The sequence below is a fragment of the Bradyrhizobium sp. TM233 genome (assembly GCF_036247965.1).
GTDB lineage: Bacteria > Pseudomonadota > Alphaproteobacteria > Rhizobiales > Xanthobacteraceae > Bradyrhizobium > Bradyrhizobium ottawaense.
In genome coordinates this window covers 70,856-83,825 of sequence record NZ_BTIG01000022.1, presented here as the reverse complement: position 1 = coordinate 83,825, position 12,970 = coordinate 70,856, and the positions used below count along the sequence as shown (strand labels likewise).

9 protein-coding genes are annotated in these 12,970 nt (G+C 63.2%); all 9 read right to left on the bottom strand.

Features of this window, described 5'->3' with window-relative positions:
- Window positions 1–27 precede the first annotated feature (27 nt).
- Window positions 28–1,032 carry a cytochrome d ubiquinol oxidase subunit II gene (locus AABA86_RS30105; RefSeq protein WP_338309377.1) on the bottom strand — a complete coding sequence of 335 codons (1,005 nt, stop codon included), beginning with the start codon at window positions 1,030–1,032 and terminating at the stop codon, window positions 28–30.
- Window positions 1,029–2,420 (bottom strand): cytochrome ubiquinol oxidase subunit I, encoded by a 1,392-nt coding sequence (locus AABA86_RS30100; RefSeq protein ID WP_338309401.1) that lies wholly within the window; start codon window positions 2,418–2,420, stop codon window positions 1,029–1,031. The genes AABA86_RS30105 and AABA86_RS30100 overlap by 4 nt, the downstream gene beginning before the upstream one ends.
- Window positions 2,421–2,496: 76 nt before the next feature.
- A complete protein-coding gene (locus AABA86_RS30095; RefSeq protein WP_338309376.1) occupies window positions 2,497–3,819 on the bottom strand; it encodes an NAD(P)/FAD-dependent oxidoreductase in 1,323 nt (440 codons plus the stop codon).
- Between the two features lie 50 nt (window positions 3,820–3,869).
- On the bottom strand, window positions 3,870–6,146 hold the full coding sequence (locus tag AABA86_RS30090; protein ID WP_338309375.1) for an NADP-dependent malic enzyme: 2,277 nt from the start codon (window positions 6,144–6,146) through the stop codon (window positions 3,870–3,872).
- Window positions 6,147–6,193: 47 nt separating this feature from the next.
- Complete coding sequence (gene phbB, locus AABA86_RS30085) at window positions 6,194–6,919, bottom strand: acetoacetyl-CoA reductase (RefSeq protein WP_212246819.1); 726 nt, start codon at window positions 6,917–6,919, stop codon at window positions 6,194–6,196.
- Between the two features lie 122 nt (window positions 6,920–7,041).
- Window positions 7,042–8,214 (bottom strand): acetyl-CoA C-acetyltransferase, encoded by a 1,173-nt coding sequence (locus tag AABA86_RS30080; protein WP_212246821.1) that lies wholly within the window; start codon window positions 8,212–8,214, stop codon window positions 7,042–7,044.
- 46 nt (window positions 8,215–8,260) lie between these two features.
- Window positions 8,261–9,604 carry a dicarboxylate/amino acid:cation symporter gene (locus AABA86_RS30075; protein WP_338309374.1) on the bottom strand — a complete coding sequence of 448 codons (1,344 nt, stop codon included), beginning with the start codon at window positions 9,602–9,604 and terminating at the stop codon, window positions 8,261–8,263.
- A gap of 42 nt (window positions 9,605–9,646) precedes the next feature.
- Window positions 9,647–11,380: a dihydrolipoyl dehydrogenase gene (gene lpdA / locus AABA86_RS30070; RefSeq protein ID WP_338309373.1), complete on the bottom strand. Its 1,734-nt coding sequence runs from the start codon at window positions 11,378–11,380 to the stop codon at window positions 9,647–9,649.
- Window positions 11,381–11,398: 18 nt separating this feature from the next.
- A complete protein-coding gene (locus tag AABA86_RS30065; RefSeq protein WP_338309372.1) occupies window positions 11,399–12,967 on the bottom strand; it encodes a dihydrolipoyllysine-residue acetyltransferase in 1,569 nt (522 codons plus the stop codon).
- Window positions 12,968–12,970: the final 3 nt, after the last annotated feature.

The following is a 12,970-nucleotide window of genomic DNA, read 5'->3' as shown; positions in this document are numbered from 1 at the left end:
GGAGCGCCGGCAATTGCGGCAGGCCACTCACGCATAGTCTAACTCTATGGTCTTGCCCCGGAATACGCGATAGGAAAATCCGGTGTAGGCGATGATGACCGGCAGCGTCACGCAGGCCCCGATCAGTATGACTCGGAGCGACTCCGGACTGCTGGCGGCCTGCCAGACCGTGAGCCGGTCGATCACGACATAGGGGTAGATGCTATAGCTGAGACCAAGGAAGCTCAGGAGGAACACGAGCACCAATAGCGCGAAAGGCAGCCAGCAAAGCGCGCCGCGCACGGCCGGTGCACCCAGCAGAAGGCGGACCGTCAGCAGCGCGACGCTGGACGTGATCGGGATCGAGGCCACCGCGATCATCGCCGGCAGGGTGAACCACCTGATGCGGACCGTCTCGCTGATCCACGGCGTTGCCATCGAGATCAGGATCAGACCGAGAACCATGGGTGCGAAGGCGATCTTGCTCCACTCGATCGCCTTCTCCTGCAGTTCGCCATGCGTCTTCATCACAAGCCACGTCGCGCCGAGCAGTGCATAGGCCATCGGCAACGCAATTGCGATTGCGCCGGCGAAGATCGGATAATTCCAGCCTTCGCCGAACCCGCTGATGTAGCGGCCGAGCATCCAGCCCTGGCATACCGACGCCAGCATCGACCCGGCGATGAACATGCGATCCCACATCGCCTTCCGGTCGGCCTTGGCCTTGACCCGGAAATCGAAAGCTGCACCGCGCAGGATCAGGCCGACCAGCATGAGCGCGGTCGGCAGGTACAATTCCGACAGGACCAGTCCATGCGCCTTTGGGAAGGCGACGAGGAGAAGGCCGACGCCGAGGACGAGCCAGGTCTCATTCGCATCCCAGAACGGGCCGATCGAGGCGACCATGGTATCCCGCTCGTCCGGCGTCGCCCGATGCATCAGCATGCCGACCCCGAGATCGTAGCCGTCGCTCACGACATAGACGAGCAGCGATACGCCCATCAGTCCGATGAAGATCAGTGGCAGAAGCTCGTCGAAGGACATCGACATCATGCGAACTCTCCGCGGCTCTGATAGCGAAGCGGATCCTGTGCAAGGTCCTCCGACGTGACCGCCGCCGGACGCTTTTCCGGCTTCTCCGACATATATTTCAGCACGCCGACATAGGCCACCAGCAAGCCCACATAGAGGGTCACGTAGATGACCAGGGTCAGCGCGATGCTCGCCGATGGAACGCGCGAGGCGACCTCGCTCGTTCGGATCAGGCCTGACACGATGAACGGTTGCCGTCCAATCTCCGTGACGTACCATCCGGCGATGGTTGCCACCCATCCGGCAAAGGTCATTCCCGCGAACAACTTGAGCAATGGCCGCGGCATCAGGGAAAACTCCCAACCGTCGCGCCAATGCCTCCAGAGGCCGACCCAGCTGACGAGCAACATCAGGATGCCCGTTCCCACCATGATCCGGAACGACCAGAACAGCGGCAGCACCGGCGGATGGGCCGATGGAAACTCGTTCAACCCCTTGAGCTCCCCGTCAGGATCGTGACGGAGGATAAGGCTCGCGAGTTTCGGCACGGCCAGTTCGAAATAGTTCGACCGGGTCGCATCGTCGGGAATCGCGAACAGAAGCAGCGGCGCGCCGCGCGTGGTTTCCCAGATGCCTTCAACCGCCGCGATCTTCTGCGGCTGATACTTGAGCGTATTGAGCCCGTGAAAATCGCCCGCCACCATCTGCGCCGGCGCGGCCAGGGCCGCGAACACGAGCCCGGTTCGCAGCACCCGCGAGGCGCTCGCCGTCGCGACGCCCTTGAGGAGCTGCCAGGCGCTGATCCCGATCAGCAGGAACGCGCACGTCAGTGACGACGCAAGCACCATGTGGACGAAACGATAGGGAAAGGAGGGATTGAAAACGATCTCCAGCCAATTCCGTGCATGGAACTGGCCGTCGACAATTTCGTATCCCGCCGGTGTCTGCATCCAGGAATTGAGGGCGAGGATCCAGAACGCACTCATCAGAGTGCCCAGCGCCACCAGAAAGGTCGCCCCAAGGTGAATTGCTTCGCCGACGCGGCGGTGGCCGAACAGCATCACGCCAAGAAAGCCCGCCTCGAGAAAAAAAGCGGTCAGCACCTCATAGCTCAGCAACGGGCCTGCGATATTGCCGACCCGCTCCATATAGCCCGGCCAGTTGGTGCCGAACTGGAAGCTCATGGTGACGCCACTGACGACCCCGAGCGCAAATGTCAGGGCGAATACCTTGGTCCACAGCCGATAGGCGCGAAGCCAGTCCAGCTTCTGCTGTGGGTCGGTTGCGCGCAGATGCTTCAGGCGGAAGAACAGCAGCACCCAGCCCAGGGCGATCGAGATCGATGGAAATAGAATATGAAACGTGATGTTCGCGGCGAACTGGATACGCGCAAGGAGCACAGCGTCCATCAGCATCCCCTCCGGGCTCGAGCCGGCGCCGGGTGCGCAACGGCCGACACGACATCCATCTCCTTCGCGACCGCAATCAATGAAGCTTGACGTGCGGCTCGGTCCGCCGGGTGATCAGGCGAGCCAGCGTGTCGAGCGCCACCTTGGCCGGACCATGCAGGGCGTATTCGTGCATCTTGTAGAGCGACAGGTACATCATCCGCGCGAACAGCCCCTCGAAGACCAGGCTGCCGCCCACCAGCGCCCCCATCATCGAGCCGACCGTGCTGAACTCGCCGAGCGAGACCAGGGATCCGAAGTCCCTGTAGCGGTAGTCCCTCAGCGCTTCGCCTCGCAGATGCCGCGGGATCTGGGAAGAGAGATGCGAGGCCTGCTGATGGGCCGCCTGTGCGCGCGGCGGCACATTGCCCCGCTCGCCCCATGAGCAGGCCGAGCAGTCGCCGATGGCAAAAATGTTGTCGTCGCGCGTGGTCTGCAACGTGGGCCGCACCACCAGCTGGTTGATGCGGTTGGTTTCGAGCCCGGCAATGTCCTTCAGGAAATCGGGCGCCTTGACGCCCGCGGCCCAGACGATCAGTTCGGCGGGAATGGTTCGCCCGTCCGTCAGGCTGACGCGGTCGGACCCGACTACGGACACCTTGGCGCCGACCAGCAGATTGACACCCAGCCTGAGCAGCAGTTTCTCCGTCTCCTTCGAGACGCGTTCCGGCAATGCGGGAAGCACCCGATCCGCCGCTTCAATCAGCGTGATCCTGATGTCCTTCTGCGGATCGACCTGATCGAGGCCGTATGCCACCACTTCGCGCGTCGTCCGGTGCAATTCCGCCGCAAGCTCGACACCGGTCGCACCGGCGCCGATGATCGCGACCTTCAACTGATGTTCGCCGAGCGCTGACGATTGGGCATGGGCGCGGATGCAGGCATTGACCATGCGTTCGTGGAACCGCTTGGCATCGACCTGCGATTCGAGCTTGATCGCGTGGTCCGCGACGCCCGGCGTGCCAAAATCGTTGTTCTGGCTGCCAATAGCCATGACGAGGATATCGTAGTCGAAGCTCCGCTTCGGCGTCACCTCGCGCCCTTCGCCATCGAGATAGGGCGCCACCAGCACTTGACGCCGCTCCCGGTCGATCCCGATCATCTCGCCGATCCGGTAACGAAACCCGTGCCAGTAGGATTGCGCGAGATAGTCGACCTCGTGGGCACCGATATCCATGCTGCCGGCCGCGATCTCGTGCAGCTTCGGCTTCCAGACATGCGTGCGGTTGCGCTCGATCAGCGTGACGTCGAGCTTGCCCTTGCGGCCATATTTGTCGCCGAGGCGGGTCGCGAGTTCCAATCCTCCCGCCCCGCCTCCGACGATCACGATCCGGAGCTTTCCCGATTGCGCCTCACTCATGATGGCCTCGCCCGATCGCGTTCACAGTCCGCCCAATCGTGTCCTTCCGATCAGGCTCTCTCCGACACCGCATCCGCGGCTGCGACGGCAGCCATGTTCACGATGCGGCGGACGGTCGAGGATGGCGTGAGAATGTGGGCGGGCTTGGCCGCGCCGAGCAAAATGCCGCCGACCGTCAGCCCCTGCCCCGCAGCCATCCGCAAAAGATTGTACGAGATGTTGGCCGCGTCCAGATTGGGCATCACCAGCACGTTCGCCGGACCGACGAAACCGGAATCGGGAAACTCGTGGTCACGCACCGACTGCGACAGCGCCGCGTCGCCGCGCATCTCGCCTTCCACGGTCAGATCGGGCGAGCGCGCGCGGATGATCGTGCGCGCCTCCCGCATCTTGTGCGCCTCCGGCACCGCCGAGCTGCCGAAGCTCGAATGCGACAACAGCGCCACTCGAGGCGTGATGCCAAATCGCCTGACTTCGGCGGCCGCCAGCAGCGCGATGTCGGCAACCTGCTCGGCAGTCGGATTGAGATTGCAATGCGTGTCGCAGATGAACAGCTGATGCTGCGGGAGAATGAGCATTTGCATTACGGCGAGCGTCCGCACGTCGTCCCGCGTTCCGATCACGTTCTTGATCGCCGCCAGGTGATCGGCGGTTCGCCCGATCACTCCGCAAAGCATCGCATCGCCGATCCCGCGCTCGAGCAGGATCGACGCCAGCACCGTCGCATTGCTCCGCGTCTCCGACAGCGCGAGGGCCGCCGATACGCCATCGCGCCTCCTGCGCGCATGATACACGTCAGCGCATTTGGAATAGACCTGCGCATCGTGCGGATCGATGATCTCGCAGTCCTGGCCGGGCCTGAGCCGGAGACCGAAAGCCTTGATCTGCTGTTCGATGGTGGCTGGCCGGCCGAGCAACAACGGCTTCGCGATCCGCTCGTCAGCGATGACCTGTGCTGCCCGCAGCACGCGCTCATCCTCGCCTTCGGCCAGAACGAGGGATTTTCCGCTCCCCTTCGCCACCGAAAACACCGGCTGCATCGCATTGCCGGACTGGTAGACAAAACGGCTCAGCTTCTGCCGATAAGCGTCCATATCGGCGATCGGACGCCTTGCAACACCGGTATCGGCGGCCGCCTTTGCCACCGCCGGCGCAATCATCTCGATGAGACGTGGATCGAACGGCTTTGGAATGAGATAGTTGCGCCCGAAGCGAAGGTCCTCGCCCTTGTAGGCGGTTGCGACCACCTCAGGAACCTCGGCCATGGCGAGGTCTGCGAGTGCGCGGACCGTCGCAAGCTTCATCTCCTCGTTGATGGTGGTCGCACCGCAATCGAGCGCGCCACGGAAGATGAACGGGAAGCACAGGACGTTGTTGATCTGGTTGGGATAGTCCGAACGCCCCGTGCCGATGATCGCATCGGGACGAACCGCCAGCGCGTCTTCCGGCATGATCTCCGGAACCGGATTGGCCATCGCGAAGATCAGGGGATCGCGGGCCATCTTCTTGACCAGGTCTGATGTCAGCACCTTGCCGGCCGACAGTCCGAGGAAGATGTCCGCATCCTGGATGATATCGTCCAGCTTCCGCGCATCCGTCTTCACGGCATAGCGCGCCTTGTTGTCGTCCATGCTTTCGGTACGGCCGGCATACACGACACCCTTGGCGTCGGTCACGATGATGCGATCGCGGCGCAATCCAAGGCTCACGATGAGATCGAGGCAGGCGAGCGCCGCAGCACCCGCGCCGGAGCAGACCAGCTTGACCTCGGCGATGTCCTTGTTGACCAGCTTCAGCCCGTTGAGGATCGCGGCTGCAGCGATGATCGCGGTGCCGTGCTGATCATCGTGGAAGACGGGTATCTTCATCCGTTCGCGGAGCTTCTTCTCGATGTAGAAGCATTCCGGCGCCTTGATGTCCTCGAGGTTGATGCCGCCGAAGGTCGGCTCCATCCGCGCGATCGTCTCGATCAGCGCATCGGGATTCTCCTCGGCGAGTTCGATGTCGAACACGTCGATGCCTGCGAACTTCTTGAACAGACACGCCTTGCCCTCCATGACCGGTTTTCCGGCCAGCGCGCCGATATTGCCGAGTCCGAGCACGGCGGTGCCGTTGGTGACGACGGCGACGAGGTTGCTGCGGGCCGTCAACACGTCCGCTTGCAACGGATCCTCGGCGATGACCAGGCAGGGCTCGGCCACACCAGGTGAATACGCCAGCGCCAGATCGCGCTGGGTGGCCATCGCCTTGGTCGGCACCACGGAGATCTTCCCCGGCGTCGGCAGGCGATGATATTCGAGTGCGGCTTCCCTGAGATCCTGGTCCATCGTGTTCCTCGACTTGATTCTTCGGTTCGGGAGGCCGGCATGCGGCCTCAGATCATGTGCTGGCCGCCATTCGCCGATATCGTCGATCCCGTGATGAAGCCGGCATCGTCGGAGGCGAGAAACACCACCGCGCGCGCGATCTCCTGCGGTTCACCCAGACGGCCGACCGGAATCTGGGGCAGAATGTTCTTGGCCACGATCTCCGGACTGATCGCCTTGACCATCTCGGTGGCGATATAGCCGGGGCAGATCGTGTTGACGGTGATGCCGGCGCGGGCGCCCTCCTGGGCCAACGCCTTCACGAAGCCGATGTCGCCGGCCTTGGCAGCGGAGTAGTTGACCTGGCCCATCTGGCCCTTCTGGCCGTTAATCGAGGAGATGCAGATCACGCGACCGAACTTGCGCTCGCGCATGCCTTCCCACACCGGCCGCGTCATGTTGAACAGCGAGTTCAGATTGGTGTTGATGACCGCGTACCATTGCTCCGGCGTCATCTTGTGGAACATGCCGTCCTTGGTGATGCCGGCGTTGTTGACCAGCACATCGACCGGCCCCAGGTCGGCCTCGACCTGTTTCAAGCCGGCGACGCAGGCCTCGTAGTTCGAGACGTCCCATTTGTAGACGTTGATGCCGGTCTGACTCTTGAACTTCGCAGCTGCCTCGTCGTTACCGGCATAACTCGCCGCCACCTTGTAGCCGGCCGCCTTGAGTGCGACCGAGATCGCCTCGCCGATGCCGCGCGTTCCGCCGGTCACCACCGCAACTCTGGACATGATTTCCTCCTGATCCTGATCGGTTATTCTTCTGCCGGCGCACGGCCAGCCGATGTCGTTCGCGGATGGTGTGGTGCCGTCCGCGTTCATTCTGCTCCGGCGCTTATGGCCGGTGTTCTCTGCTACCGTTCGACCGTCAGGGCGACGCCCATGCCACCCCCGATGCACAACGTTGCAAGCCCCTTCTTCGCACCCCGCTTCTGCATCTCGAACAGCAGCGTCGTCAGCACGCGGGCGCCAGACGCACCGATCGGATGACCGATGGCGATGGCACCGCCGTTCACGTTCACGATCGAGGGATCCCAACCCATGTCCTTGTTGACGGCGATGGCCTGGGCCGCGAAGGCCTCGTTGGCTTCGACGAGATCGAGATCCCCGACCTTCCAGCCGGCCTTTTCCAGTGCCTTGCGCGAGGCCGGGATTGGCCCCGAACCCATTACCGCCGGGTCGACGCCGGCGGTCGCCCAAGAGACGATTTTTGCGAGCGGCGTCAGGCCGCGCTTGCTGGCTTCCTCCGCGCTCATCAACACCAGCGCGGCCGCGCCGTCGTTGAGGCCCGACGCGTTGCCCGCAGTCACCGAGCCTTCCTTGTTGAAGGCGGGCTTAAGTTTGGCGAGAGCATCCTGCGTCGTGCCGGCACGGATATACTCGTCCTGGTCGACGACAACGTCGCCCTTCCTGGTCTTGACGGTGACGGGAACGATCTCGTCCTTGAACCGGCCGCCCTTTTGCGCGTCCTCGGCCTTGTTCTGCGAGCGGGTGGCGAAAGCGTCCTGCTCCTCGCGGGTGATCTGCCATTTGGCGGCGATGTTCTCCGCCGTGACGCCCATGTGGTAGCCGTGGAAGGCGTCCATCAGGCCGTCCTTCAGCATGGAATCGACGAATTTGACGTCACCCATCTTGGTGCCGCCACGCATATGCGACAGATGCGGCGCCATCGACATCGACTCCATGCCGCCGGCAACGATGACCTTTGCGTCGCCATTGGCGATCTGCTGCAGCCCAAGCGCCACCGACCGCAGACCCGAGCCGCAGAGCTGGTTCATGCCCCACGCTGTCTTCTCCTGCGGAATGCCGGCCGCCATAGCGGCCTGCCGCGCCGGATTCTGCCCCTCACCGCCGGACAGCACCTGGCCCAGGATGACCTCGTCGACATCTTCAGGCGAGACCTTCGCGCGTTCGAGGGCACCCTTGATCGCGACGGCTCCGAGCTCGTGCGCGGTCAGCGATCCAAGTGCACCGTTGAAGGAGCCGACCGGCGTTCGCGCGGCGGACACAATCACCACATCAGTCATGACCATTTCCTCTTGTCTGTCTGTTAAATCTCTCGCAATCCAATCGCTAGATGCCCCTGCCCTCTGCTACGGCGGTCTCGAAGTCTGTCGGATCGATGTCGCGCTCGAGACCGACACGCAGCTTCTCGCGATCGAGCTCGCCCTCCCACCAGGCCACCACCACGCAGGCAACACCGTTGCCGCAGAGATTGGTCAGCGCGCGGCATTCGCTCATGAACTTGTCGATACCGAGCACGATCGCCATGCCGGGAAGCAGCTCCGGCCTGACGGCGGCGAGCGTGCCGGCCAGCGTAATGAAGCCGGCACCCGTGATCCCCGATGCGCCCTTCGAGGTGAGCATGGCAACGACGAGAATCGTCAACTGCTCGCCGAAACTGAGCTGCACGTTCATCGCCTGGGCGATGAACAGCGTCGCCAGCGTCATGTAGATGTTGGTGCCGTCCAGATTGAAGGAGTAGCCGGTCGGCACGACGAGGCCAACGACCGGCTTGGAGCAGCCGAGGCGCTCGAGCTTCTCCATCATCTGCGGAAGCGCGCTCTCCGAGGACGACGTGCCAAGCACGATCAGCAATTCATCCTTCAGATATCGGAGGAACTTGAAGATCGAGAATCCGGCGAAGCGGGCGATCAGACCAAGGACCACAAAGACGAACAGGAGCGCAGTGACATAGAAGGTTGCGATAAGCCCAGCGAGATTGCCCAATGCCTGCGGACCATATCGCCCGATCGTATAGGCCATCGCACCGAACGCACCGATCGGGGCCGCCTTAACAATGATCGAGATGACGCCGAACATCGCGTGAGCCACGTCATCGATGAACGCCCGCACGGTATGGGCGCGCTCGCCGAGCCCCATCAGCGCAAAGCCGAACAGGATTGCAAACAGCAGGACCTGCAGGATTTCTCCCTGCGCAAACGCTCCCACGACCGTGTCCGGGATGACGTGCAGGACGAAATCGATCGACCTCATTTCGCTCGCCTGCTTGGCGTAACCCGCGACAGCAGCGGCGTTGGATTGACCCTGAAAGCCTGCTCCAGGCTGCGCCACATTGCCGACGATCAAGCCGAGTGCCAGTGCAAGCGTCGACACGATCTCGAAATAGATCAGCGCCTTGATCGCGACCCGACCGACCTTCTTGACTTCGGAGATATGGGCGATGCCGGAGACGACGGTACAGAAGATGATGGGCGCAATCACCATCTTGATGAGCTTGACGAAGCCGTCGCCCATCGCCTTGATCCACTCGTTCTTGCCGAGTTCGGGCGAGACCCAACCGACGATAATGCCGAGCACGATAGCTGCGAGCACCTGAACGTAGAGCACCCGGTAAAATGGCTTCTTCTGCGTCACGGCCTTCTTATCGACCGTCGCACTGGTCGCTCCAGACATTATGTCTCCTCCCTCATTTCGCTGCGTTCCGCGCGGGCAGTCCTACTTTTTCTTCTGCGGCGGCAGATCGGTGCAGTGGCCCTCAAAGACCTCCGCCGCCATGCCGATGGACTCGCCGAGCGTCGGATGCGGATGAATGGTCTTGCCGATATCCGCGGGCTCGCAGCCCATCTCGATCGCGAGACAGACCTCGCTGATCAGATCGCCCGCATGTGTGCCGACGATGCCGCCGCCGATAACGCGTTGCGTCGCCGTGTCGAACAGAAGCTTTGTGAAACCCTCGTCGCGACCGTTGGCGATGGCGCGGCCGGAGGCTGCCCAGGGGAAAACCGCCTTGCCGAACTTGATGCCTTCGGCCTTGCACTGATCCTCCGTCTTGCCGGCCCAGGCGACTTCGGGATCAGTGTAGGCCACGGACGGAATCTGCCGCGCGTCGAAATAGGATTTTTCGCCATGGGCGACTTCCGCGGCCACATGACCTTCATGCACGGCTTTATGGGCCAGCATCGGCTGCCCGACGATGTCGCCGATCGCGAGAATATGCGCCACGTTGGTCCGCATCTGCCTGTCGACGTCGATGAATCCGCGATCGGTCACCGCGACACCCGCCTTCTCGGCGCCGATCTTCTTGCCGTTCGGGCTGCGGCCGACCGCGACCAGAACCAGGTCATAGAGTTGGGGCGCCGACGGCGCCTGCTCGCCCTCGAAGGAGACCTCAATCCCGGCCTCGGTGGCCTTCCCACCGACCGTCCTGGTCTTCAGCATCACCTTGTCGAAGCGACGCGCGTTCATCTTGTCCCAGACCTTGACCAGGTCGCGGTCAGCGCCCTGCATCAGGCCGTCGAGCATCTCGACCACGTCGATGCGTGCGCCGAGTGTCGAATAGACCGTCGCCATCTCCAGCCCGATGATGCCGCCGCCGATCACCAGCATGCGCTTCGGGATCGATGTCAGCAGCAGGGCGCCGGTCGAGTCGACGATGCGCGGATCCTCGGGCAGGAACGGCAGCTTCACGGCCTGGCTGCCGGCGGCGATGATAGCCTTGGCGAACTTGATCGTCTTCTTGCCGCCTGCCGAGGTAACCTCGAGATGGTGCGGGTCGAGGAAGGCGCCGACGCCGGTCACGACCTCGACCTTGCGGGCCTTTGCCATTCCGGCAAGACCGCCGGTCAGCTTCTTGATCACGCCGTCCTTGAACGCACGCAGCTTGCCGAGATCGATCTGCGGCGCGCCAAAGGAGATTCCGTGGTCCGGGAGGTGTTTGACCTCGTCGACGACGGACGCCGTATGCAGCAGCGCCTTGCTCGGAATGCACCCAACATTGAGGCAGACGCCGCCGAGCGTGTCGTAACGCTCGACCAACACGGTCTTCATGCCGAGATCGGCGGCTCGGAAGGCGGCGGAGTAGCCGCCGGGACCGGCGCCGAGCACCAGCATGTCGCATTCCATATCCGCCTTGCCGGAATGGAATGCCGCGACAGGAGTCGCTGCCGGTGCCGCGGCGGCGGGGGCAGGCGGCGGCGTGGCCGCAGCGCCCGCGGCTTCCAGCATGAGGATGACGGCCCCTTCGCTGACCTTGTCGCCGACCTTGACCCTGACCTCCCTGACAACGCCGGCATGCGAGGACGGAATCTCCATCGACGCCTTGTCGGACTCGACCATGATCAGGCTGGTGTCGACCGCGACGGTCTCACCGGGCTTGACCATGACTTCTATCACCACGACGTCCTTGAAGTCGCCGATATCAGGCACCTTCACTTCGACCTGCTGAGCCATGCTGCCCTACTCCCGATCTCAGAACAGCACGCGCCGCAAATCGGCGAGCACGCTGGCGAAATAGACGTTGAAACGTGCGGCCGCCGCACCGTCGATGACGCGGTGGTCCCACGACAGCGACAGCGGCAAGGTCAGGCGTGACGTCCAGGTCTTGCCGTCAGGCGAATGCTGCTTCCAGTATCCCTTGCACACGCCCATGATCGCGACTTCCGGCGCGTTGATGATCGGCGTGAAATAGATGCCGCCGATGCCGCCGAGCGAGGAGATCGAGAAGGTGCCGCCCTGCATCTGGTCTGGCTTGATCTTGCCTTCGCGCGCAAGCTTGGCGAGCGCGTTCATCTCATTGGCGATGTCAGGCACCGATTTCTTGTCGGCATCGCGGATGACGGGCACCATCAGGCCGTTCGGCGTGTCGGCGGCAAAGCCGACGTGCCAGTAGTTCTTGTAGACCAACGTGTCGCCGTCGAGGCTGGCATTGAATTCCGGAAACTTCTTCAGCGCCGCGACGGCTGCCTTCACCATGAACGGCAGCAGCGAGAGCTTCACGCCGCTCTTCTCCAGCTCCTTGTTCATCTTGACCCGGAACTGCTCGAGCTCGGTGATGTCGGCCTCGTCATGGGTCGTGACATGCGGGATGACGACCCAGTTGCGATGCAGATTGGCTGCCGAAATCTTCTTGATGCGACCGAGCTCCTTGCGCTCGACCGGGCCAAATTTTGCGAAATCGATCTTGGGCCAGGGCAGCAGATCGATGCCGCCGACACCGCCCCCGCTTGCGGGCGCAGCCTGCGGCTTGGCGGCGGACGCCCCGCCCTTGGCAACGGCCTCGACGTCTTCGCGAACGATACGGCCGTGATTACCGGAGCCTTTGACCTTGCCGAGATCGACACCCATCTCGCGTGCCAGCTTGCGCACCGCCGGTCCGGCATAGGCGAGCGCAAAGGCCCTTTCGTCGACCCCGCCGACTTGCGCCACGGGAGCCGCTGCGGGCGCCGACGACACTGCTGCAGGCGCAGGCGCCGCAGAGGCGGCCGTCGTGGACGCATCGCTGGTCGCGAGCACGAGAATGATCGCGCCCTCGCTGACCTTGTCGCCGGTCTTGACCTTGATCTCGCGCACGGTCCCCGAGAGGGGCGCCGGCACTTCCATCGTCGCCTTGTCGGATTCAAGCGCGATCAGCGGATCCTCAGCCTTGACGCTGTCGCCGGGCTTGACGAAGATTTCAATGACCGGAACGTCCTTGAAGTCGCCGATATCCGGAACGCGCACCTCGGCGACACCGGCCGGCGCGCTAACCGGCGACGGCGGTGCGCTGACGACGGGGCGAGTCTCGACCTGCTCGGCGCCCGCGCCCTCGAGCTGCACGATCACCACGCCTTCGCTGACCTCGTCGCCAACCTTGACGACCACGGCCTTCACCACGCCATCGCGCGGCGACGGCACTTCCATGGTTGCCTTGTCGGATTCCAGCGCAACCAGCGGGTCCTCCGCCTTCACCTTGTCGCCCGGCTTGACGAATACTTCGATCACCGGGACGTCCTTGAACTCGCCGATATCCGGAACTTTGATGTCGATCAGACCACTCATCGC

Bases quoted from the DNA above. Each gene is read 5' to 3' on its own strand.
- AABA86_RS30100 (WP_338309401.1), bottom strand. From the start codon at position 2,420: ATGGACGCTGTGCTCCTTGCGCGTATCCAGTTCGCCGCGAACATCACG.
- AABA86_RS30075 (WP_338309374.1), bottom strand. From the start codon at position 9,604: ATGTCTGGAGCGACCAGTGCGACGGTCGATAAGAAGGCCGTGACGCAG.
- AABA86_RS30095 (WP_338309376.1), bottom strand. From the start codon at position 3,819: ATGAGTGAGGCGCAATCGGGAAAGCTCCGGATCGTGATCGTCGGAGGC.
- phbB (WP_212246819.1), bottom strand. From the start codon at position 6,919: ATGTCCAGAGTTGCGGTGGTGACCGGCGGAACGCGCGGCATCGGCGAG.
- AABA86_RS30090 (WP_338309375.1), bottom strand. From the start codon at position 6,146: ATGGACCAGGATCTCAGGGAAGCCGCACTCGAATATCATCGCCTGCCG.
- AABA86_RS30080 (WP_212246821.1), bottom strand. From the start codon at position 8,214: ATGACTGATGTGGTGATTGTGTCCGCCGCGCGAACGCCGGTCGGCTCC.
- AABA86_RS30065 (WP_338309372.1), bottom strand. From the start codon at position 12,967: ATGAGTGGTCTGATCGACATCAAAGTTCCGGATATCGGCGAGTTCAAG.
- AABA86_RS30105 (WP_338309377.1), bottom strand. From the start codon at position 1,032: ATGATGTCGATGTCCTTCGACGAGCTTCTGCCACTGATCTTCATCGGA.
- lpdA (WP_338309373.1), bottom strand. From the start codon at position 11,380: ATGGCTCAGCAGGTCGAAGTGAAGGTGCCTGATATCGGCGACTTCAAG.